Origin of the sequence: Sphingomonas yunnanensis (assembly GCF_019898765.1) — a bacterium.
In the GTDB taxonomy this organism is placed as follows: Bacteria; Pseudomonadota; Alphaproteobacteria; order Sphingomonadales; family Sphingomonadaceae; genus Sphingomonas; species Sphingomonas yunnanensis.
In genome coordinates this window covers 48346-70418 of sequence record NZ_JAIOKB010000001.1, presented here as the reverse complement: position 1 = coordinate 70418, position 22073 = coordinate 48346, and the positions used below count along the sequence as shown (strand labels likewise).

General features: G+C 68.2%; 21 protein-coding genes and 1 tRNA gene. 16 read left to right on the top strand and 6 right to left on the bottom strand.

The features are described from left to right. Positions 1–107: 107 nt before the first annotated feature. From K7957_RS00305 to K7957_RS00290, 4 genes are all read left to right on the top strand, one after another. Positions 108–3206 carry a TonB-dependent receptor gene (locus K7957_RS00305; RefSeq protein ID WP_246616585.1) on the top strand — a complete coding sequence of 1033 codons (3099 nt, stop codon included), beginning with the start codon at positions 108–110 and terminating at the stop codon, positions 3204–3206. A gap of 115 nt (positions 3207–3321) precedes the next feature. After that, entirely contained in the window at positions 3322–3837 is a 516-nt protein-coding gene (gene dut, locus K7957_RS00300) for a dUTP diphosphatase (protein ID WP_223010034.1), read from the top strand. A 109-nt stretch (positions 3838–3946) separates the two neighbouring features. Next, positions 3947–4309: a hypothetical protein gene (locus tag K7957_RS00295; RefSeq protein WP_223010033.1), complete on the top strand. Its 363-nt coding sequence runs from the start codon at positions 3947–3949 to the stop codon at positions 4307–4309. Then, a complete protein-coding gene (locus K7957_RS00290) occupies positions 4306–5067 on the top strand; it encodes a HesA/MoeB/ThiF family protein (protein WP_223011037.1) in 762 nt (253 codons plus the stop codon). Before K7957_RS00295 ends, K7957_RS00290 begins: the two co-directional genes overlap by 4 nt. Positions 5068–5149: 82 nt before the next feature. On the opposite strand, the gene galU is transcribed toward K7957_RS00290, so the two are convergent. Then, complete coding sequence (gene galU / locus K7957_RS00285) at positions 5150–6019, bottom strand: UTP--glucose-1-phosphate uridylyltransferase GalU (RefSeq protein WP_219747336.1); 870 nt, start codon at positions 6017–6019, stop codon at positions 5150–5152. A gap of 201 nt (positions 6020–6220) precedes the next feature. On the opposite strand from galU, the gene K7957_RS00280 reads away from it, so the two are divergent. Next, complete coding sequence (locus tag K7957_RS00280; protein WP_223010032.1) at positions 6221–6979, top strand: metallophosphoesterase family protein; 759 nt, start codon at positions 6221–6223, stop codon at positions 6977–6979. 108 nt (positions 6980–7087) lie between these two features. Then, a complete protein-coding gene (locus tag K7957_RS00275) occupies positions 7088–7333 on the top strand; it encodes a hypothetical protein (protein WP_223010031.1) in 246 nt (81 codons plus the stop codon). Between the two features lie 327 nt (positions 7334–7660). Here K7957_RS00275 and K7957_RS00270 read toward each other — a convergent pair whose 3' ends face one another. From K7957_RS00270 to K7957_RS00260, 3 genes are all read right to left on the bottom strand, one after another. Then, a complete protein-coding gene (locus K7957_RS00270) occupies positions 7661–8227 on the bottom strand; it encodes an FKBP-type peptidyl-prolyl cis-trans isomerase (RefSeq protein WP_223010030.1) in 567 nt (188 codons plus the stop codon). Positions 8228–8355: 128 nt separating this feature from the next. After that, a complete protein-coding gene (gene rpsU, locus K7957_RS00265) occupies positions 8356–8562 on the bottom strand; it encodes a 30S ribosomal protein S21 (protein ID WP_007404630.1) in 207 nt (68 codons plus the stop codon). 105 nt (positions 8563–8667) lie between these two features. Continuing rightward, positions 8668–9495: a carbon-nitrogen hydrolase family protein gene (locus K7957_RS00260; RefSeq protein ID WP_223010029.1), complete on the bottom strand. Its 828-nt coding sequence runs from the start codon at positions 9493–9495 to the stop codon at positions 8668–8670. Between the two features lie 138 nt (positions 9496–9633). Between K7957_RS00260 and K7957_RS00255 the strand changes: the two genes are divergently transcribed. From K7957_RS00255 to K7957_RS00215, 9 genes are all read left to right on the top strand, one after another. Beyond that, positions 9634–10398, top strand: a complete 765-nt coding sequence (locus tag K7957_RS00255) for a response regulator (RefSeq protein ID WP_223010028.1) — start codon at positions 9634–9636, stop codon at positions 10396–10398. 10 nt (positions 10399–10408) lie between these two features. Then, positions 10409–11746 carry a sensor histidine kinase gene (locus K7957_RS00250; RefSeq protein WP_223010027.1) on the top strand — a complete coding sequence of 446 codons (1338 nt, stop codon included), beginning with the start codon at positions 10409–10411 and terminating at the stop codon, positions 11744–11746. 229 nt (positions 11747–11975) lie between these two features. Next, positions 11976–12875: a dioxygenase family protein gene (locus K7957_RS00245; protein ID WP_223010026.1), complete on the top strand. Its 900-nt coding sequence runs from the start codon at positions 11976–11978 to the stop codon at positions 12873–12875. 24 nt (positions 12876–12899) lie between these two features. Beyond that, positions 12900–14330 carry a cysteine--tRNA ligase gene (gene cysS, locus K7957_RS00240; RefSeq protein WP_223010025.1) on the top strand — a complete coding sequence of 477 codons (1431 nt, stop codon included), beginning with the start codon at positions 12900–12902 and terminating at the stop codon, positions 14328–14330. A 156-nt stretch (positions 14331–14486) separates the two neighbouring features. Then, positions 14487–15269 (top strand): SDR family oxidoreductase, encoded by a 783-nt coding sequence (locus tag K7957_RS00235; protein WP_223010024.1) that lies wholly within the window; start codon positions 14487–14489, stop codon positions 15267–15269. Positions 15270–15349: 80 nt separating this feature from the next. Further along, entirely contained in the window at positions 15350–16720 is a 1371-nt protein-coding gene (locus K7957_RS00230; RefSeq protein WP_223010023.1) for a class II 3-deoxy-7-phosphoheptulonate synthase, read from the top strand. A gap of 114 nt (positions 16721–16834) precedes the next feature. Continuing rightward, positions 16835–16909 (top strand) — tRNA-Glu (locus tag K7957_RS00225). A gap of 78 nt (positions 16910–16987) precedes the next feature. Beyond that, the gene (locus K7957_RS00220; protein WP_223010022.1) at positions 16988–18805 is read left to right on the top strand and encodes a site-specific integrase; all 1818 of its coding nucleotides are present in this window, start codon (positions 16988–16990) and stop codon (positions 18803–18805) included. Further along, a complete protein-coding gene (locus K7957_RS00215) occupies positions 18802–19083 on the top strand; it encodes a hypothetical protein (RefSeq protein WP_223010021.1) in 282 nt (93 codons plus the stop codon). Before K7957_RS00220 ends, K7957_RS00215 begins: the two co-directional genes overlap by 4 nt. Positions 19084–19141: 58 nt before the next feature. Here the strand turns inward: K7957_RS00215 and K7957_RS00210 are convergent, their stop codons facing one another. Then, entirely contained in the window at positions 19142–19468 is a 327-nt protein-coding gene (locus K7957_RS00210; RefSeq protein WP_223010020.1) for a hypothetical protein, read from the bottom strand. Positions 19469–19547: 79 nt separating this feature from the next. Here K7957_RS00210 and K7957_RS00205 point away from each other — a divergent pair, with 79 nt between their 5' ends. Then, entirely contained in the window at positions 19548–20672 is a 1125-nt protein-coding gene (locus tag K7957_RS00205) for a DUF4062 domain-containing protein (protein WP_223010019.1), read from the top strand. 321 nt (positions 20673–20993) lie between these two features. On the opposite strand, the gene K7957_RS00200 is transcribed toward K7957_RS00205, so the two are convergent. Next, positions 20994–22070 carry a tyrosine-type recombinase/integrase gene (locus tag K7957_RS00200; RefSeq protein ID WP_223010018.1) on the bottom strand — a complete coding sequence of 359 codons (1077 nt, stop codon included), beginning with the start codon at positions 22068–22070 and terminating at the stop codon, positions 20994–20996. Between the last annotated feature and the right edge of the window lie 3 nt (positions 22071–22073).

Here is a 22073-nt window from a genome sequence, read left to right as displayed (position 1 = left end):
CGGCCAGGTATGTTAGCGCTACATCGCCGTGAAAGCCGGGCCGTCCGAGTCGGGCACGCGCGATGATCGAACATGCCGGAGTCACCGGTGCAGAGGAGGAGAGGGCCATGATAGAGCCTGAGAGCGTACGTCCCGTCGGTCGCGGCGGACGCAACACCACCCGTCGCAGCCTGATCGCCGCGTGCAGCGGCGCCGCGCTCACTGCCGCGCTGATCGCGCCGGCCCCCGCGATGGCGCAGCAGGCCGATCCCAGCAGCATGCAGAACAGCCAGGCGCAGCCCTCGGCGGGCGTGCAGCCGGCGGTCCCCTCCACGGCCAATACGACCAGTGCCAATGAGGCCGGCCGTCCGCAGGACGAGGCGACCGCCCCCGACACCAACGGCGCCAACACCGCGGGCGACCAGGCCGGGCTGAACGGCGACACGACGCAGGACATCATCGTCACCGGCCTGCGCGGCTCGCTCCAGCGCAACCTCGACATCAAGCGCACCGCCACCGGCGTGGTCGACGCGATCTCGGCCGAGGACATCGGCAAGTTCCCCGACACCAACGTCGCGGCGTCGCTGCAGCGCCTGCCCGGCGTCTCGATCCAGCGCTCGGGTACCCGCGGCGAAGCGACCGGCATCACCGTCCGCGGCTTCGGCGGCGACTTCAACACCACGCTGTACGACGGCCGCCGCATCTCGACCGGAACCGGCAGCCGGCAGATCGACTTCTCGACCGTCGGCTCGGACTTCATCGGCCAGCTGAGCGTGCTCAAGACGCCCGACGTCACGCTGGCGTCGAGCTCGATCGGCGCCACCGTCGACATCCAGTTCCCCAAGCCCTTCGATCACCCCGGACTGCGCGTCGCGGCGAGCGCCGCGGGATCGATCCAGGACCGTTCGGGCAAGATCGTCCCGACCGCGGGCGTGCTCGTCAGCAACACCTTCGCCGGCGACACGCTCGGCGTGCTGGCCGACGTGATCTACACGCGGCGCGACACCAAGACCAACCGCGTCTCGGTGTCGGGCTGGGCCGGCGGCTTCTACGCGCCGTGCCAGCTCCAGGGCAGCACCGCGGCGAGCTGTAACCCGACCAGCACCGCCGGCGCGGCCGCGGCGCAGCGCCAGACAGTGGTGGGCTGGTTCCCGCAGCAATATGTCATCGACCAGCAGAGCACCAAAGACGAGCGCGTCGACGCGCGCCTGGCGCTGCAATGGCATCCGTCCGAGGACGTGATGGTCACGCTCGACGACAATTTCTCGCGCCAGGAGATCGTCACCCGCTCGTCGGCACTGGGCGTCTGGTTCAACCAGGGCGCGCTGCGCAACGTCGAACTCGACGACAACGGCACCGCGGTCGACTTCACCCAGGCGGGCTCGCCGACCGACTTCACCGCTGCGCTCAACACGCAGATCCTGCGCACCAACCAGATCGGCGGCAACGTCAAATGGGACGTCAGCGAGAACTTCACGCTGGAGGGTGACCTCTCCTACGCGAAGAGCTGGCTCAACCCCGACGACGACACGATCGGCAGCCAGAACGGCGACATCGGCTACGGCGGCAATCTCGCCAACAACACCGGGCTGCAGATCAGCGGCAAGAGCACCAACAGCTTCCCGTCGCTCACGGTCGTGGGGCCGAACGGGAACGCCGCGGCCTTCGCCGATCCCACGCTGATCGGCTCGCACGTCACGGTCAACCAGACCCAGCAGAACACCGACGAGCTCAAGCAGGCGCGCTTCACCGCGACGTGGAAGCAGGACGACCTGACCATCCGCGCCGGCGGCCAATATGTCGACGATCAGTTCCGCCTGTCGAACAAGAGCACCTTCACCAACAACTTCTGGCAGGCCTATTCGGGCTACGGCACGCCCTCCGGGCAGGGCAGCGGAGTCGCGCCGCTGCCGGCATCGCTCTACCAGGGCAGCGTCTCGCTCGGGCGCAACTTCATCCCGGGCTTCAAGGGCTCGCTGCCGCCGTCGCTGATCGTGTTCAGCCCTGTCGCCTACCAGCAGTTCCTCAGCGGGCTCGGCAACCCGCAGACGCAGAACATCCCCGGCTTCAACTATGCCGCGGCTAGCACCACCGGACTGAGCGGCTTCACCGGCAGCTTCGACCAGCTGGTCGATCCCAACAGCCTCCAGAACATCAACGAGAAGACCTGGTCGCTCTACCTCAACGTCGCCTATACCGCCGATATCGCGGGCATGCCGTTCCACTTCGCGGCGGGCGTGCGCAACGAGAACACGCACCTGACCTCGACCGGCCAGGGTCGCCTCCCCGTCTCGATCTCGACCAGCGCCGCGGATCCGACGCTGCTGAGCGTGGCGTTCGGCGAGGTGACGCCAATCAGCGCGAAGAGCAACTATTCGTATCTGCTCCCCACCGTCGACATGCGGCTCGAGGTCACGCCCGAGCTCCAGCTGCGCTTCGACGCCTCGCGCACGCTGACTCGCCCGGGGCTCGCCACGCTCAACCCGGTGCTCGCGGTCGGCATCGGCCAGCGCGTCGGCGCGCTCACCGCCAGCGGCGGCAACCCCTCGCTGCAACCCTATCTCGCGGACAATTTCGACGTCGCCGCGGAATGGTATTACAAGCGCAACTCGTACCTGTCGGTCGACTTCTTCCTGAAGAACGTCAGCAACTTCATCGTGCAGGGCGTGACGCGCCAGGCGATCAACGGCGTAGTCGACCCGACCACGGGCAACGCCGCCAACTTCGCGGTGTCGCAGCAGGTCAACGGCCCGGACGCGACCGTGCGCGGCGTCGAGCTGGCGTGGCAGCAGGTGTTCGGCGACACCGGCTTCGGCTTCCAGGCCAACGCCACGTTGGTCGACACCAACAAGCCGTATGACTCGTCCGACATCTCGCAGACCGGCTTCGCGGTGACCGGCCTGGCGAACTCGGCGAACTTCGTTGGCTTCTATGACAAGAACGGCTTCCAGTTCCGCGCCGCGCTCAACTGGCGCGACGAGTATCTGCTGCAATTCGGTCAGAACCAGAACACCAGCCAGTTCGGCGCCGAGCCGACCTTCGTCAACTCGAGTCTCCAGCTCGATCTCTCGACGAGCTATGACATCAACAAGAACTTCAGCATCTTCGCCGCGGCGGAGAATGTGAACAACAACCAGCAGAGCACGCACGGACGCTTCAGCAACCAGCTGCTCGACGTGTTCGACTATGGGCGCCGCTTCATCGTCGGCGGGCACGTCCGCTTCTGACCTGGCACGGGGCCGCGCGTCACGGCGCGGCCCTGCTCACCGTCGCGGCCGCGGTGGCAGCACCGCGGCCGACGCGCTAAGGCCCCGTCGCGACAGATCGAGGAGCTTCGGGGCGATGGCGGAACATGACACGGCGCGCGCGGTGGAGCTGCGCGTGATCGACGAGCGGCTGCATGACTGGGGGCTGCCCCAGTACCAGACCGAGATGGCGGCCGGGATCGACCTGCACGCCTGCATCGACGCGCCGCTGACCCTCCAGCCGCAGGCGCCCGCGGTGCTGATCCCCTCGGGCATCGCGCTGCTGATGAACGATCCCTACATGGCCGCGGTGCTGCTCGCGCGATCCGGCCTGGGCCACAAGAAAGGCCTGATCCTCGGCCAATCGGTCGGGCTGATCGACGCGGACTACACAGATCAGATCTACATCAGCGCGTGGCTGCGCACCCCGCCCGGCTCCGCGCCGCTAGTGATCGAGCCCGGCGACCGCGTGGCGCAGCTCGTCTTCGTGCCGATCCTCCGGCCCGAACTGCGCGTGGTCGAGGCCTTTTCCTCCGAAACGGCCCGTGGCCTTGGCGGCTTCGGCTCGACCGGCTACGGTAGTGCCGCCGCGCGGTCGCCCGCGAGCGAGTGAAAGGAGCCCGGACGGACGTCTCGATGGTGGATCGCGAGAGGTACCAGCGCGACGTATCCGCCGTCGGGTCGCAGCGCGTGACGCATTCGGTACGCGCGGAAATCGCACGGTGATCGTCGCGCTCGCGCTGCTGCTGCAGGCGTCCCCGCTGGCACCGCCGATCGACTGGAGCACGCTCCAGCAGGTGCCGCTGCTGCGTCGCTGGGAGCCGGGCGAGCAGGTCACCGCCTTCGTCCGCGACGAGGTGCGCGCCGGGCGCTGCCCCACGTCGGAGACGAAGCGGGTCACGGTCGACTTCGTCGTCTTCCTGGGTGCCGAGGGCCAGGTCCGGCGGATCGTGCCACGCGCGATCGACTGTCCGACGGTGGAGCAATATGCCTCCGGCCTGACGCTGCGCGCGATGCGCGGCAACGTCGCCGACATTCCCGCGGCGGGCTGGTATCGCAGCTCGATCACCTTCGAGTGGCCCTGATGCTCAGCCCCGACGAGCTCGCGCGCTACGCGCGGCATATCGTCTTGCCCGAGGTTGGGGGCGCCGGGCAGCTAAGGCTGCGGCGGGCGCGCGTGCTGGTGATCGGTGCCGGCGGGATCGGCTCGCCCGTGCTCCATTATCTCGGCGCCGCGGGCGTGGGTCGACTCGACGTGGTCGACGACGACCGAGTCGACACGAGCAACCTCCAGCGACAGACGCTCTACACCACCGCCGACCTGGGTCAGGCCAAAGCGGAGGCAGCGGCGGCGGCGGTGGGACGGCTCAACCCGCACGTGACGGTGCGGCCGTTGGTGACGCGCATCCATGCCGCCAACGCCGCGTCGCTGCTCGACGGCGCCGACGCGGTGATCGACGGCAGCGACAATTTCGACACGCGGCTCGCCGTCGCCGACGCGGCGCTCGCATCGCGCGTACCCTTGATCTCCGCCGCCGTGGGGCGGTTCGAGGGACAGATCGGCGTCTTCCGCGGCTGGGAGCCCGACCGGCCCTGCTATCGCTGCTTCGTCGGCGAGTCGCCGCAGCGCGACGGGCTCACCTGCGCTGAGGAAGGCGTGCTGGGGCCGGTCACCGGGGTCGTGGGCAGCCTCGCCGCGCTCGAGGTGATCCGCCAACTGGCACCGTTCGGCGAGGACAGCGCGGGCAAGCTGGTACTGATCGACCTGCTCGCCCTGCGCTTCCGCACCTTGTCGCTGCCCAAGGATCCGGGATGCACCGCCTGCGGAACAGGCGGCGGCTGAGCGAGCGACCGCTGCGACCTAGGAGGTGGTGCAACGAACGTCGCCGCCCGCTGTCCCGGCCTCCTCACCCCTCGTCGAGATCTTACCCCAGCCGCTGCTGCGCGAAGGCGCGAACCGCCGGGCCGATGTCGTCGCGGGCGAGCGCCAGTGCGAGGTTCGCCATGATGAAGCCGGTCTTGTCGCCGCAGTCGAAACGCTCGCCGTTGAAGGTGAAGCCGTGGAACGGCTGGCGGCCGATCAGCTTGGCCATCGCGTCGGTCAGCTGGATCTCGCCGCCCGCACCCGTCTCCTTGGCGTCGAGGATCTGCATGACCTCGGGCTGGAGGATGTAGCGGCCGGGGATCATCAGGTTGGACGGGGCGGAGCCGGCGGCGGGCTTCTCTACCAGCGCGGTGACCTCGGTCAGCGCGCCGTCGCGCTGGCCCGGCGAGATGATGCCGTATTTGTTGGTCTCCTCGGGGGCGACCTCGAGCGCGCCGATGACGTTGCCGCCGACCTGCTGGTAGGCGTCGACCATCTGCTTGAGGAAGTTGGGCGAGCCAACCATCAGCTCGTCGGGGAGCAGCACCGCGAAGGGCTCGTCACCGACGATCTCGCGCGCACACCACACCGCGTGGCCGAGCCCGAGCGGCTCCTGCTGGCGGACATAGACCGGCGAGCCCGGCTGCTGGCGGATCGTCTCGATTACCGCCAGGCTCTTGCCGCGCGCGCGCATCGTCGTCTCGAGCTCGAACGAGACGTCGAAATGGTCCTCCAATGCGCCCTTGCCGCGGCCCGTGACGAAGATCAGCTGCTCGATGCCGGCCTCGAGCGCTTCCTCGACGGCATATTGGATCAGCGGCTTGTCGACGACCGTCAGCATCTCCTTCGGCATCGCCTTGGTCGCGGGGAGGAAGCGCGTTCCCAGGCCGGCGACGGGGAAGATGGCCTTGCGCACGGGCTTGATGGTCATTCGGTCCTCCTGATGGCGCCGGCTGTGTACCGGCCGCCGCTATTCGCGGCAAACCGTTAGCGCGCCCGTAACGACGCCGCGAGCCGATTCGTGTTGCGCTGCACCAAATCCGGGCCCAATGGGACGCTCAAGCGCGGTTGTCTCGTGCCGACGCCGCGCCTATGGCGACGCGTTCCGCTCCCGTGCCGGCCGTCCGCGACCATGCTGTCCAAATTCCTCCGACCTTCCCGCCCGGCCCCGGCCGCGAGCCCCTCCGTCGCGTCCGGGGAGCGGCTCTACGCGATCGGCGACGTTCACGGCTGCCGCGACGAGCTGGAGCGCTTGCTGGCGCTGGTCGACGCCGACGACGCGGCCCGAGGCGGCGCTCAGACATCGCTGATCTTCCTCGGCGATCTGGTCGATCGCGGCCCTGACTCGGCCGGTGCCGTGGCACGGCTGCTCGACCTCGCGCGCGAGCGGCCGAGCACGCGCTTTCTCAAGGGCAATCACGAGGAGGTATTCCTCCTCGCGCTGGCGGGCGACCGCGAGGCGCTGCGGCTGTTCTGCCGCGTCGGCGGCCGCGAGACGCTGATGAGCTACGGCCTGTCGCGGCAAGACTATGACGCGCTAGACTATGACGCGCTGGCGGAGCGGCTGCCCGCGCTCGTTCCGGTGGCGCATCGCGACTTCCTCGACGGCTTCGAGGATCTTGTCATCTCCGGCGACTATGCCTTCGTTCACGCCGGCATCCGCCCGGAGGTGCCGCTCGACGAGCAGGTCGCCGCGGACCTGCGCTGGATCCGCGGCAGCTTCCTCGATTACCGCCGCCCTCATCCCAAGATGATCGTCCACGGCCACACCATCACCGACGGGATCGATCGCCGTGCCAACCGGATCGGCGTCGATACGGGCGCCTATGCCAGCGGGAAGCTGAGCGCGCTCGGACTCGAGGGCGGGGAGAGTTGGACGCTGCAGACCTGAGCCGCCGCGTGGCGGATATACCATAGGATCGCAACAATCGCGCATCCGCCCTCTTGCTTTTCATGCTCGTCTCGGTAAGTGACAGGCGGAATGCAAAGGGAGTTTGACATGCGTCTTGCCAAGTACATGCTCGCTGCTGCTGCTGCCACGATGGCGGTTGCTCCGGCGGTTGCCGCTCCGGCCAACCCGGCGTCGAGCCTGTCGGTCGCCAAGTCGGCGCGCGCCGGCTCGGCTTCCGCGAAGAAGAGCGACGTCGCCGGTGGCGGTGTCATCGTCGCGGTCCTGGCGGCCGCTGCGGTCGTCGCGGGCATCGTCGTCGTCGCGAAAGAGGACGACAACTCGGACAGCAACTGAGCTGATCGGGCTCCCCCGGGAGTAGGAGATAGCGGCCTTCGGGCCGCTATTTTTTTGTCCTAGCGCCTCAGGATGGGCGCCTCGCCCTCGCTTATACTGCCGGTCGGGCCCCCGCGGCACGCGGGAGAACGCAGGGCCGCGAGCGCTATTTATGTAGTCCGAGCCGTTCGGCGTATAGGAGGACGACAGCGGCGCGGCTGCCGTCACCACGCCATCTGCCGCATCGCGTGCTGAGAGAGGACGGGCAGCGCTGCGTGCGGCTAAGCCCAACGACAAAGGGCGGCCTTCCGGCCACCCTCCCCATCTCAGCTACTGACCGCCCCGCTTTCAGCGGCCCCCGGGCGCTCCACCCGGCATGCCGGGCATGCCACCGCCGGGCATAGCACCCCCCGGTGCTCCGCCCATCATCTGCTGCTGCATCTGCAGCTGGCGCAGCGTCGCCTCGGGGATGAAATCCTGCAGCTCGACGTCGAACACCAATGTCGAGTTCGGTGGGATCGGCCCAGTCGAGCGCTCGCCGTAGCCCAACTCGGGCTTGATCCACAGGCGATACTTGCCGCCCTTGTGCATCAGCTTGAGCCCTTCGGAGAATCCCGGCACCACCCCCGAGACCGGCAGCGGCGTCGGCTGCTGCGACTTGTCGAAAACGGTACCGTCGAGCAGTCGGCCCTCGTAGTTCACCAGCGTGACATCGGCGTTGGTCGGGCTCGGTCCCTTGGCGTCACCGGCCTTGAGCACCTTGTAGCGCAGCCCTGACGGCGTAGTGATGATCCCGGTGTCACCCGCGCGCGCCAGCGCGACACCGGCGACGAGCGCGATCAGCAGGCCAGCGACCAGCCATAGCACGTAGGCGCGCTTGACCGGCTGGAGCGGGACGGCGGTGACGGTGGACATCGGTTCAGGGCACCCCGGTTGCGCCGCCGGCGGCGGCGATCACGTGCGGCAGGCGGTTCGCGCCGGCCGGGCGGACGCCGCGCGGCCGCCCTCACCCCCGCGCCCGCGAGCGCAGGGAGAATAGCCGCTTACCGGGCGCCGTCGCGCTCGGCGCGCTTGCGCTCCAGCTTGCGGGCGCGACGGACCGCGGCGGCACGCTCACGCGCGCGCTTCTCCGACGGCTTCTCGTAGTGGCGACGCAGCTTCATCTCGCGATACACACCCTCGCGCTGCAGCTTCTTCTTGAGCGCGCGGAGGGCCTGGTCGACGTTGTTGTCGCGAACGATGATCTGCATAAAACCGATAAACTCCGGATCAAACGGCTAAAGCGGCAGCGGACGAGGTCCGCGCCGAACACGCCGCCTCTAGCAGCATGGGTGCGGGCCCGCAAGCACCGCGGCTCAGCCGATCACCATCGGCGCGGGAATGACGCGGCGGTGCTGCAACGCGGGCACGCGCGCGCGCACGTCGCGCTGTGTCTCGGGGTCGATCTCGGCGTAGCCGATGCCGGGCGCCTCGCCCATGTCGAGCAGCACCTCGCCCCAGGGATCCACCACCAGCGAGTGGCCGTAGGTGGCGCGTCCGTCCTCGTGGATCCCGCTCTGCGCCGCCGCCACGACGTAGCACGCCGCCTCGATCGCGCGCGCGCGCAGCAGCACGTGCCAGTGCGCCGCGCCCGTCGGCCGCGTGAAGGACGCGGGCACCGTCAGGATCGTGGCCCCATTGTCCGACAGCGCGCGGTAGAGATCGGGGAAGCGCATGTCATAGCAGATCGACAGGCCCATCCGCCCCAGCGGCGTCGCCGCCAGCACCGGCCGGTCTCCCGCGGCATAGGCCGCCGATTCGCGCCAGCTCTCGCCGCTGGGCAGATCGACGTCGAAGAGGTGCATCTTGTCGTAGCGCGCGCGAATGTTGCCCTGCGAATCGATGACGAAACTGCGGTTGGCGTAGCGCGCGTCGTGACGCCGCAGCGCGAGCGAGCCGAGCTGCACCCACACGCCCGCGCGCGTCGCCGCCTCACGCACCGCCACCAGCACCTGATCCTCGCCCTCGCGCACGATCGACTGCGCGGCACGCGCTCGGTCGCGGTCGAGCACGCCCGACATCTCGGGGGTGAACACCATCTCGGCGCCGTTCGCGCCAGCTTCCTCGATCGCCGCGGCGAGCGCGGTGGCGTTGCGCGCGGGATCGATCCCGCTGGTGGTCTGGACGACCGCGATCTTGCTCAAACGAAACTCCTCGCCCGCTCCCCAAGAGCAACGCGGTTCGGCGCGCAAGTGTTGCACGCGCGCCACAGGCGTTGCGCGAAGACGCTTTGTTGCAGCGACGTCATCCGCGCGATACGCGTGGTCACCAGTCGGGTCGCCATGCCCGACGCTTCGCTCGCTCTCGCCCCGGATCCCGCCGTGGACCTCGCCACCCGCATCCTCATCGTCGACGACGATCCCGGCATCCGCGAGCTCACCGCCGCCTTCCTCGCGGGCCACGGCTATGTCGTCGATGTCGCCGCCGACGGGGTCGAGATGCGCGCGCGGCTCGAGCAGGAGAGCTACGCGCTGATCGTGCTCGACGTGATGATGCCGGGCGAGGACGGCCTCTCGATCCTGCGCTCGCTCGATCGTTCGACCAGCCCGGCGGTGATCATCATGTCGGTGATCAGCGAGGAGGTCGACCGCATCGTCGGGCTCGAGATGGGCGCCGACGATTACGTCGCCAAGCCCGCCAACCCGCGCGAGCTGCTCGCCCGAATCCGCTCGGTGCTGCGCCGCAATCAGGCCGCGGCCAGCGCGGCTCCGAGCTCGGGGCGCCCCTATCTGCGCTTCGCGGGGTGGCGGCTCGATCCGGTCGGACGCCAGCTGTTCGACCCCGATCAGGTCGTCATCAATCTGTCCGACGGCGAATTCCGCCTGCTGCTCGCCTTCGCCGAGCACCCGCGCCGCGTGCTCACCCGCGACCAGCTGCTCGACCTCTCGCGCGGGCTCAACGCCGAGCATTTCGACCGCGCGATCGACGTCCAGGTCAGCCGCCTACGGCGCAAGCTGACGCGCGACGACTCGCTCGTCGGCGACGAACTGATCCGCACCGTGCGCAACGAAGGGTATATGTTCACCAGCGACGTCGAGCGGCGCTGAGGCGCCGGCGATGACGCGCCCGTACCGGCGAGCCCATTCGATCGCGCAGCCGATCTTCGCGCTCGTGATCGCCTCGGTGATCGCGGCCACCGCGATCCTGTTCTTCGTCACCTTCAGCGGCCCGCCGCCGCGCGTGCCGCCGCGCCCGCTCGAGGCGATCACCGCGGCGCTGCGCGGCCTGCCGCCGCCGCCGCTGCCGCCCGAGTTCCGGCGCTTTCGCCCGCCCGGCGGCCGCTTCCGCGAGTGGCGGATCGAGCCGCTCGAGACGCTTACCGCCGCCGTGCCGCCCATGCCGCGCTGGCGCGAGAAGCCCGACGCGCTGACCCAGGCGCGCATCGCCGCGCTCCTCCGCGTCGCGCCGCGCACTGTGCTCGCCTTCACCGAACTGAGTCCGCGCGGCGGCGGGCGCGAGCTGTTCGGCTCGTTCACCGTCGCCTGGCACCTGCCGCAGGGGTGGCGCGTGGTGCGCAGCCCGCCGCTCCCGCTGTTCACGCGCTGGCACGCCAACACGCTGATCGCGATGCTGGTCGCGATCGTGGCGCTGTCGATCCCGGCGTGGATGCTGTCGCGCGCGATCTCGCGCCCGCTCGCCCGGCTGGCCGCCGCGGCCGACCGCGCCGGCACCGGCGCGCCGCTGCCACCTCTGCCCGAGGGCGGGCGCGAGGTGCGCGAGCTGGCGCACGCGGTCTCGACCATGCACGCGCGGCTCGCCGGCCACGCCGAGTCGCGCACCGCGATGCTCGCCGCGATCGCGCACGATCTCGGCACGCCGCTGTCGCGGCTCGCTTTCTGGGTCGAGCAACTGCCCGAGGCCGCGCGCGATCGCGCGGTCGCCGACATCGACGAGATGCGCGCGATGATCGCCGAGGTGCTCCGCTTCGCGCGCCACGACGTCGGCCGGCGCGAGGAGACGCTGGTCGAGCTGTCGAGCCTGCTCGATAGCCTCGCCGAGGACATGGCGGTCGGCGGCGCCGCGGTGACCGTCGCCGCCGGACCGCGCGCGGTGGTGAGCGGCGACCCCAGCGGACTGCGCCGCCTCTTCGCCAACCTGATCGGCAACGCGTTGCGCTACGGCGACTCCGCTGAGATGGGGTGGCAGATCGAGGCGGGGCGGGTCACCGTCACCATCGCCGATCGCGGTCCTGGCATCGACCCGGCACAGGCGGAGCGCCTGTTCGAGCCGTTCGTGCGCGGCGACCCGTCGCGCAACCGCTCGACCGGCGGCACCGGGCTGGGGCTCGCGATCGTCCGCTCGATCGCCGCGCGCCACGGCGGCACCGCCCTGCTCGCCAACCGCGAGGACGCGACGGGCGCCGTCGCGACGGTGACCCTGCCGCTGGCACGGTGACACAATCGGAAACGTCGCGGTCGCGCGCCGACATCACGGCATGCGGCGAGGCCGGCAGGAGGGGCGCGACGTTCGGGAGCGTCGCTTTCTTCCCGTCATGCCGGACCTGATCCGGGGCTCTTCGTTCGCGCGCACCACGATCGCGGTGCGCGCGGCAGAATGGACCCCGGCGCGAGACGCGGATGACGACGAGGCGGAGGGCGGCCCCCGGCAGCGAAAGGGACCCTCCATGTACCACGACGACCACGACCACGATCTCGGCCTCGCTCACGACCTCCAGGTGATGGAGCGGATGGTGCAGCGTCGCCGCGCGCTCCGATGGTTCGCGGGCGCGGGCACGCTCGCGCTGGTGGCGGGTTGCGGTGGCTCGGGGGATGCCGAGACGGACGCCACGACCGCCGCGACTACCGCCACCCCGACGCCCACGCCGACGCCGACGCCCAGCGCGAGCAGCAGCAGCAGCGCGACCGCCAGCTGCGTCGCCGACGCGAGCGAGACCGGCGGCCCCTACCCCGCCGACGGCACCAACTCGTCGAGCGGTTCGACCTCGAACGTGCTCACCGCGACCGGGATCGTGCGCAGCGACATCCGCGCCAGCTTTCTCAGCAGCACCACGGTGGCTACCGGCGTGCAGGTCACGCTCACGCTCACGCTCGTCGACGTCAACCAGTCCTGCGCCCCGCTGGCCGGCTACGCCATCTATCTGTGGCACTGCGATCGCCAGGGTCTCTACTCGCTCTACACCGTCGCGGCGGAGAGCTACCTGCGCGGCGTGCAGGTCACCGACAGCAACGGTCAGGTGACCTTCACCACGATCTTCCCGGGCTGTTACGACGGGCGCTGGCCGCACATCCACTTCGAGGTGTTCTCCAGCCTCGCCAACGCGCTGGGCGGCCGCTACGCGACGCTTACCTCGCAGCTGGCGCTGCCGTCCTCGACCTGCGCGACCGTCTACGCGGACACCGCCACCTACCCGTCGAGCGCGAGCAACTTCGCCCGTGTCGCGCTGTCGAGCGACAACGTCTTCGGGGACAATACCACCGCGCAGAACACGCAGATGACACCGACCTTCACCGGCACGCCGACCGCCGGCTACGCCGCCACCGCGGTGATCGGCTTGGCGCGCTGAGACGGGAAAGCTAAGAGGCGCGCCATGACCGGCGCGCCCCTGATCCTCTACAACAGCCTGACCCGCGAGCCGGAGACCTTCCGCCCGCTCGATCCGTCGAACGTGCGCGTCTACTCGTGCGGGCCGACGGTCTACCACTACGCGCATATCGGCAACCTGCGCGCCTATGTCTTCACCGACACGCTCGCGCGCGTGATCCGCTGGAAGGGGTGGCATCTCACCCATGTCATCAACATCACCGACGTCGGCCATCTCACCTCGGACGCCGACGCCGGGGACGACAAGATGGAGGCCGCGGCGCGCGCCTCCGGCCGCGACATCTGGGCGATCGCGCGCCACTATACCGAGGCGTTCGAGCGCAACCTCGCCGAGCTCGCCATCGTGCCGCCGACGCATCTGCCGCGTGCCACGGATCATGTCGCCGAGATGATCGCCTGGGGCGAGGCCATCGCCAAGCGTCACTGCTACCTGCTCGACGACGGCCTCTATTTCGACACCGGCACGGTGCCGGATTACGGTCGGCTCGCCGGCGGGCAGGACGACGCCGCGCACGCGCGGATCGAGGCGGTGGCAGGCAAGCGCCACCCGCAGGACTTCGCGATCTGGCGCCGAACCCCGACAGGGGAGACGCGCCAGATGGAATGGGATTCGCCCTGGGGACGCGGGGCGCCGGGCTGGCATCTCGAATGCTCGGTGATGAGCCGCCGCTATCTCGGCGCGGCCTTCGACATCCACACCGGCGGGATCGACCATCGCGAGATCCACCATCCCAACGAGATCGCGCAGAACCAGGCCTATTGCGACTGCGCCGACACCGGCGCGCAGGTCTGGATGCACAACAATTTCGTCGTCGACCGCGGCGGCAAGATGAGCAAGTCGTCGGGCGAGTTCATGACGCTCGACCGGCTGGTCGAGCGCGGCTTCCACCCGCTCGCCTATCGGCTGATGTGCCTCCAGGCGCATTATCGCAGCGAGCTCGACTTCTCCTGGGAGAACCTCGCCGCGGCGCAGGTGCGGCTCAAGCGGCTGGTCCACGCCGTCGCGGCGCTGCGCGCGCGCGATCCCGGGGTCGCCAAGGGCGCGCCCGCGACTTATCGCGACCAGCTCGACGCCGCGCTGAGCGACGACCTCAACACGCCGCGCGCGCTGCCGGTGGTGGACGCGCTGCTCGCCGACAAGCGGGTCTCCGCGGCGGACCGGCTCGCGCTGCTCGACGAGGTCGACGCGCTGCTCGGCCTGGGGCTGGCGACGCTGACGCGTGAGGCACTGCGCGTCCGCCCGGCGAGCGCGACGATCGACGAGGCCGCTATCGCCGCCGCGCTCGAGCAGCGCCGCGCGGCGCGGGCGGAGAAGGACTTCGGCCGCTCGGACTCGATCCGCGACGAGCTCGCCGCGGCGGGGGTGGAGGTGATGGACGGCGACCCGCTGGGATGGGACTGGAAGGTTCTGGTCTAGACGACGCGCCCACCGCTTGTACCCCGGCGAAGGCCGGGCCCAGGTGGAGGACGAGAGTAGCCTCTACAACCGCTTTCCCATCTGGGCCCCGGTCTTCGCCGGGGAACAGCAGGAGGTACGAAGCCGCCTTTCCAATTAATCTAGGAGGAACCGCACATGCAGCTCGGGATCGAGGGACGTCGCGCCATCGTCTGCGCGTCGAGCCAGGGCCTCGGCCGCGCCTGCGCCGAGGCACTCGCCGCCGCGGGCTGCGCGCTGGTGCTCAACGGGCGCGACGCCGCCGCGCTCGCCACCACTGCCGACTCGATCCGCGCGGCGCATGGCGTCGCCGTCGAGACGGTCGCCGGCGATGTCGCCGACGAGCAGGTCCAGGGCGCGCTGGTCGAGGCCGCGGGTGGCGCGCCCGACATCCTCGTCAACAACAACGGCGGACCGCCGCTGCGCGACTTCCGCGCGATCGACCGCGACGCGTTGCGCGCCGGGGTCGAAGCGAACATGATCACGCCGATCCGCCTCACCCAGCGCGTGATCGACGGCATGGTCGAGCGCGGCTTCGGCCGGATCGTCTGCATCACCTCGGCCTCGGTGAAGGCGCCGCTCGCCGGGCTCGACCTGTCGAGCGGCGCGCGCGCGGGGCTGACCGGCTTCCTCGCCGGCGTCGCGCGGCAGGTGGCGCACGCCGATGTCACGATCAACTTCCTCCTTCCCGGCCAATTCGCGACGCGGCGGCTCGACAGCGTCCACGCCGCCGCCGCGCGGGGACAGGGGATCGACATCGAAGAGGCGGCGCGGCGCGGCGCCGAGCGGATTCCGGCGCATCGGTACGGCGAACCCGACGAGTTCGGCGCCGCCTGCGCCTTTCTCTGTTCCGTCAAGGCAGGCTATATCACCGGGCAGAGCCTGTTGATCGACGGCGGTGCCTATCCTGGTATCCTATGAGGCCGGATCGACACCGATGAACGTTGCGAGTCGCGCATGTTTCGTTCAAGGCGCGCGGCGAAATGGAAGGAAGATTACCGATGGCCACGTCATGGGCCCCCGACAGCTGGACCAAGGCCGAGGCACGCCAGCTTCCTGACTATCCCGATGCCGCCGCACTCGACGCCGCGACGCACCGGCTCGCCACCTTCCCGCCGCTCGTCTTCGCGGGCGAGGCGCGCAACCTCACCGCCGATCTCGCCAAGGTCGCCGAGGGCAAGGCCTTCCTGCTCCAGGGCGGCGACTGCGCCGAGAGCTTCGCCGAATTTCACGCCAACAACATCCGCGACACCTTCCGCGTCATCCTCCAGATGGCGGTGGTGCTCACCTTCGCCTCCAAGCTGCCCGTGGTGAAAGTCGGGCGGATGGCGGGCCAGTTCGCCAAGCCACGCTCAACCGCGACCGAGGTGATCGACGGCGTCGAGCTGCCGAGCTACCGCGGCGACAACGTCAACGACATCGCTTTCAGCCCTGAGTCGCGCTTGCCCGACCCCGAGCGGATGGTCCGCGCTTACGCGCAGTCGGCGGCGACGCTCAACCTGCTGCGCGCCTTCGCGCAGGGCGGTTACGCCAACCTTCACCAGGTGCATCGCTGGACGCACGACTTCATGGGCCGCAGCCCCTGGGCGAAGAAATATGCGGAGACCGCCGACCGCATCGGCGAGGCGCTCGACTTCATGGAGGCGTGCGGGATCAGCCCCGACACCGTGCCGCAGCTGTCGCAGACCACCTTCTACACCAGCCACGAGGCGCTGCTGCTCCCGTTCGAGCAGGCGCTCACGCGGCAGGACTCGCTCACCGGCGACTGGTACGACACCTCGGCGCATTTCCTCTGGATCGGCGACCGCACGCGCTTCGAAGGGTCGGCGCACGTCGAGTTCCTGCGCGGCATCGGCAACCCGATCGGCGTCAAGTGCGGGCCGTCGCTCGAGCCCGACGCGCTGCTGCGCATGCTCGACACGCTCAATCCCGGGCGCGTGCCGGGCCGGATGACGCTGATCACGCGCTACGGCTATGACAAGATCGAGGCGCATCTGCCGCGGCTGGTGCGCGCGGTGACGCGCGAGGGCCATCCGGTGGTATGGAGCTGCGACCCGATGCACGGCAACACCGTCAAGGCGGCGACCGGCTACAAGACCCGCCCGTTCGACCGCATCCTCGCCGAGGTGCGCGGCTTCTTCGCGGTCCACCGCGCCGAGGGCACGCACGCGGGTGGCATCCACGCCGAGATGACGGGGCAGAACGTCACCGAGTGCACCGGCGGCGCGATCGACGTGACCGAGCAGAGCCTCGCCGACCGCTACCACACCCACTGCGACCCGCGGCTCAACGCCGGGCAGAGCCTCGAGCTGGCGTTCCTGCTGGCCGAGATGCTCAACGCCGAGATGGCGGAGCGGCGCAAGGCGGCGTGAGGGGCGTTCCCGGGGGGGCCGCGCGAGAAAAGCGTGCCGCCCCGGGGGCGATGCGGCGAAAGTCGCTTGACGGCGCATTCACCGCCTCCTAACAGCGCGCCTCACACCGCGCACGGCCCCTTCGTCTAGCGGTTAGGACGTCGCCCTCTCACGGCGAAAACACGGGTTCGATTCCCGTAGGGGTCACCAGCATCGCTCGGAAGCGCGGAAATCCAGGATTTACGCCAGCTTCACCGTCCGCAGGTATAGCGAACGGGTATAGAGCGCATGGTGCAGATGATCTCCCCCTGGAAACACCCGCAGACGGGTATCTACTATCTCTACAAGGAGCTGCCGCCGCATCTTCGCGCTGAGATGGGGAAGCGCCAGGTCCGGCGATCGCTGAAGACGCGTGACCCCGCGGAGGCCAAGCGTCTCTTCGTCCAGGCGCACGCCGAACTCGAGAGGGAGATGGCCGCCGCCGAGCAGCGGATCGCCGAGCAGCGTAAGTCCGACGAGATATCGTCCGCGCGAGCGGAGGCCGTCGTCGACGCGTTCATCCGTGGTCAGCACAACCCTGGACACTACGGCCGCTGGCCAACGCTTGGGCTCACGTTCTGGCTGGAGGACGCCGCAAGACGTGTCCTGAACCTCGATCACCCGCTCGCCATGCTTCCCGTCAACGACAGCCCGGAAAAATTGACCGCGCTGCGAGGGAATCCGCTGCCCGGCGACTGCTGGTTGGACGTGGTGCAGCAGATGCCGCCATCGGACTGGCTGCCGGCGTGCCGCAGCGTGCTTTCGCCGCTGAAGGATCAGGACCCGCCGATCGCGCAGATTCCCGCCAACGATCTGCTGATCATGCAGGTCTGGAACGCCCGCGTCCGCGAAGACAACGATCGGCTACGGTCCGACGTGGAAGCACCGCGTCGCCTTGCCACGAAGCCGCGGCTTCGGTCGGACCTGCGCTTTCGCGAATTGCTGAAGCTGTGGAAGGACGAGAAGGATCCGCGCCCTCAATCCTATGTCGAAGTCGAGAGAGCGACCGAGGACCTGATCGACTACGTCGGCGACATACCTGTCGAGACGCTCACCTCGGACATGCTGATGGACTACAGGGACGAGGCTCGTAAGCTACCCGCGACCATGCCGCGCGCAGACCGCGCGCTGGCGTTCAACGAGCGGCTGTCGCGCCACGAGCACAGCGGCACCCCGCGTGTCAGCCCACCGACGCTGAAGAAGCGCATCGGCTCGATCCAGGCGCTGCTCGGGTTCGCCCATCAGCAGCGTTGGATATCGCAGAACGCCGGCACCGGGGTGAGAATCACGGGCTACAGCCGGGTCGCACGCGGGCGCCGCAGCTTCATGCCCGGCGAACTGGCGCAGCTGTTCTCGTCCGATCTGTTCATGCGTCCCGACCAGCTGCTCGTTCGGCGCACGGACGTGAGCGATGTCACATTGTACTGGCTCTTCTTGCTCGGGCTCACGTCCGGAGCTCGCCTCGAAGAGGTGGGGCAGGCGCGGGTGACAGACGTCAAGATCGACGGTTCGATCCTGTACATCGACATCGACGACATGATGGACGCGGGCGCGGCTCCCGATTTCCCTGACAAGAGCGTAAAGACGACGGGCTCACGCCGCATCATCCCGATCCACGAGCATGTCCTGGCGCTCGGCTTCGCTGCCTACGTCGACGCGCTCCGCGACGCCGGCAGCGAGCTGCTCTTCCCCGATCTACGGCCGAGCACCTTCGGAAAGCTCACCAAGGAAGCAAGCCGCAGGCTGAACCGCTACATCAACGCGACGGTCAGCACCGATCAGCGCCTCGTGTTCCACTCGCTGCGGCACCGTTTCAAGGACGAGGGCCGCGGAGCCGACGTTCAGGAGCGCGTGCTTGATCAGCTCTGCGGCCATGTTCCCGCAACGGTCGGAGGCCGCTATGGCGAAGGAGCGGATCTCGATGCGCTGAAACGCAGTCTAGATCGGCTGAAGTTCGCCTCGGTCGACTGGTCACGGCTCGGCGTGGCCGCGGCAGTCGTGGAATGGGCGGCGATCGTCGAGGAGATCGTCGCGCGCTCCAGGGCCAGCGAAGGTAACCGGTCATGACTTCGCGGGATCGAGACCAGCTGAGCGTCTACCTCGTCTTCGCCGAACCCGGCAGCGTGTTCATACAGGCGGCCCGCAGCCTTGCCGGCGCAGGTGCAGCCGTGATCAGCCATGCAATGACCGCCTCCGGTGCCACGCCGCTCGTGATGCTCGATGGTTCACCCTTCGACATCGACGCGGTCGAGAGCGCGCTCCCGGTGGACGGATGCGTATGGATACGTCGGGACGACGGAGGCGAACCAGTCGCATCGATCGAACGTCGATTCCTGGCCCCCTAGCAAGGTCGGTGCTCGCCTTACGACCGGCGGAGACCGAGACACCTCAGTCAGCGAGAGCCTACACCGACCAGCCGAGTTCGATGCTCGACACTACTCCGGCATCGTCGTCGTGAAGCGGCTTCACAAAGCCGCCGAGCTCGGCGATCCGGATACACCCTCGGTCAAGATACATGTGCTCGCCAGACGGCAGGAAGAAATCGACCGGTAGATTGCCTCCCCCAACCGCCTCGGCGATGCGGATGAGATTCCGGTAGAAGACCGCTTGGCGAGCGGTGAGCCTCGCCGCGGCGTCTGCGTAACTCGAGGCCGGCATTCGCGCGTAACCGTTCCCGACCTTCCGGATAACCGGGCTCGGCGACCACGTCTCCAACGTCACGTCGACCACCATATGCTCCACCGCTCCAATGCAGGAATATCCTTAGCGGACCGATGGACATCGTGGCCGCTCGATCTACGCTGCGACTATGCGCATATTCATCAGCTCCTTGATATCGGGCTTCGAACAGCAGCGAGCCGCCGTCCGCCGGGCCGTGACGACGCTCCGCCACGAAGCTGTCATGGCCGAGGATTTCGGCGCGCAGCCGACATCGCCTCAGATCGCCTGCCTGCGCGGGCTGCGGGAATCCGACATGGTCATCCTGGTGCTCGGCGAGGGCTACGGCTTCGTTCCGCCGGGCTCCGCGCTCTCGGCGACGCATCAGGAGTATCGCGAGGCCCGCGAGACGAAGCCCGTTCTTGCCTTTCTTCAAGAGGGAATCGGCCCCGGCCCGGAGCAGGCCGCCTTCATCGCGGAGGTCCAGGCATGGGAAGGCGGACTGTTTCGCGGCACCTTCCGACATCCGGACGACCTTCAGGACGGCGTGACCCGCGCACTGCACGACGTAACCCTCGCGAATGCCACTGGTCCGGTCGACGAGCGGGAGATGATGGCTCGCGCCCTCGCCATGTTCTCACCGGAGAACCGCAACCAGGCGCTGCCGGCGATGCTGGAGCTGGTGGTCGTCGGCGGACCGGGTCAGCGCATTCTGCGCCCTGCCGAGATGGAGGCGCCGCAGTTGGTCGAGCACCTCGAACAGATGGCGCTGTATGGCGACAGCCGACTGTTCGACCGTTCCCTCGGGGTCATCAGCGGCCTGGATGGATCCGACCTCGTACTACGGCAGGAACGGGGTGCTTCCATCCGTATCACCGAGCAGGGATCGGTTTCGTTGCGAATGCCGCTGGACCGACCACGAAGCGCACGTGGCTTCGACGCCATGAGCGGCTTGGTCGTGATTGAGGAGACGGTGAAAGAAGGGATCGGCATTGCGCTTGCCTATGCCGCGGGAGTCCTCGAGAAGATCGATCGGACGCAGCGCCTGACCCATCTTGCGATCGCCCTTCGTATTGCGGGCGCCGAGCATCGCGGGTGGCGGACACTGGCGCAGCATGCGGCGAATACGACCTCGATACAGATCGGGCATGGCGGCATGCGAGAGCGGCAGCCGATCACATCGATGGTGCGCCGGTCCGTACTTGGGCTCGACCGTACTGCGCTGGTTGAAGATCTGCTCGTCCCGCTGCGACGGCAATTCCCAACGGCAGGCTAACAGCCGACGACCCAATCGCCGCCTGCCTTCAGTTTACACCGATAGCCGTATCCAGAAAACTCTTCCCTGAGGAACGTGAAGGCGGTTTACACGCGACTCGGCAGAAAAGCGTCGTTTCCGTTGGATTTGCAGACCGAAGCCTTTGCCATCCATCCGGAAATCATTCGCGATCCATCCAGAAAGCTGTTCGCTAAATATCACTCTCGATACGCACAATATTTCCGCTCTTTTACCGCTTTACCCAAGAGAGAGCAATTTCAGATATTCTCGTGCCATCCTGAAAATGGAGCGGCAGTTTACAAATCGGTTTACAATCATGTTTCATGCGATGCCAATTTTGGCGATGAGATTGGCTTGCGAGTGCGCCAACTTGTCCTTGTTGACGTATCGCTTCAGCATTTCCTGTACGCCGACAAGCGACCATCCGACGATGTCGGCGATCTGATCGGCGGGCAGTCCGGCGATGGCCAGACGCGTCACGAAATTTCCCCGCATGTCGTGCAGGTGCTTGTCAACGTCCGCCGCCATCATCGCACGGCTGAACGCCTTTCCGAGTCCGTCAGGCGACCACGGCTTCCAGTCGGCCATGGAGAGGATGGTCCTTGGCAGCGGCACACGCTTTCCGGGCAATCGGCCCCCCATCTCATCGGCATGGCGGGCCTTGATGGCGGCCAGCAGCTCCCTCGTCTCCGGGAGGAGCGGTATGATGACGGTCTTCTTGCGTTTGCTCTTCGACGTCTTCCAAGTGATGGTGAAGTCGTCGATGGCGTCCCACGTCACTTCTGCTAGATCCGTGCGCCGAAGGCCGGTGCAACCCTCCAGCTTCAATGCCTCCACCAACGGCGTCCTGCTCGTCGCGACGAACGCCTCGATGTCGTCCTTCGTCCAGACGATGACGCTTCGGTCAACCTCATAGAGTGGCGGAATTTTGAAGGCGCAGTTGATGTTCAGCCTGAAGGTGGACTGGCCGAAGCTCAGGATCCGTCGGATCGATTGAACCGCGTGGTCCGCTGCGCGCGCTTGCTCGCTCCAGCCATCCCTCCATTCGACGATGTCGAGCTTCATTTTCTGGTCGTCGAACACCGACAGCGGAACATCCCCGAATTTCTCGTTGATGCGGGGGATCCACGTCTGGAAAGTACGTTGGCTCCCTTTCGAAAGCCGGGCGTATTCACCGCTGGACTGCCAGCTGTCGGCCAGGTGCCGGAGCAAATAGGCGCCCTGTTCGGGACGAGCGCGGCGTGCGTCGGCCGCGGCGTCATGAAGCGACAACGTGAGCGGAGGCTTCCGCTCGCCCTGTGTGCGATGGATCAGCGGTCCGCCCCGCCAAGCGTAGACGTAGTGAGTCTTCACGCCCGAGGCGAGCCGCTTCGACACGACGTGAATGCCTGCTGCCATTCG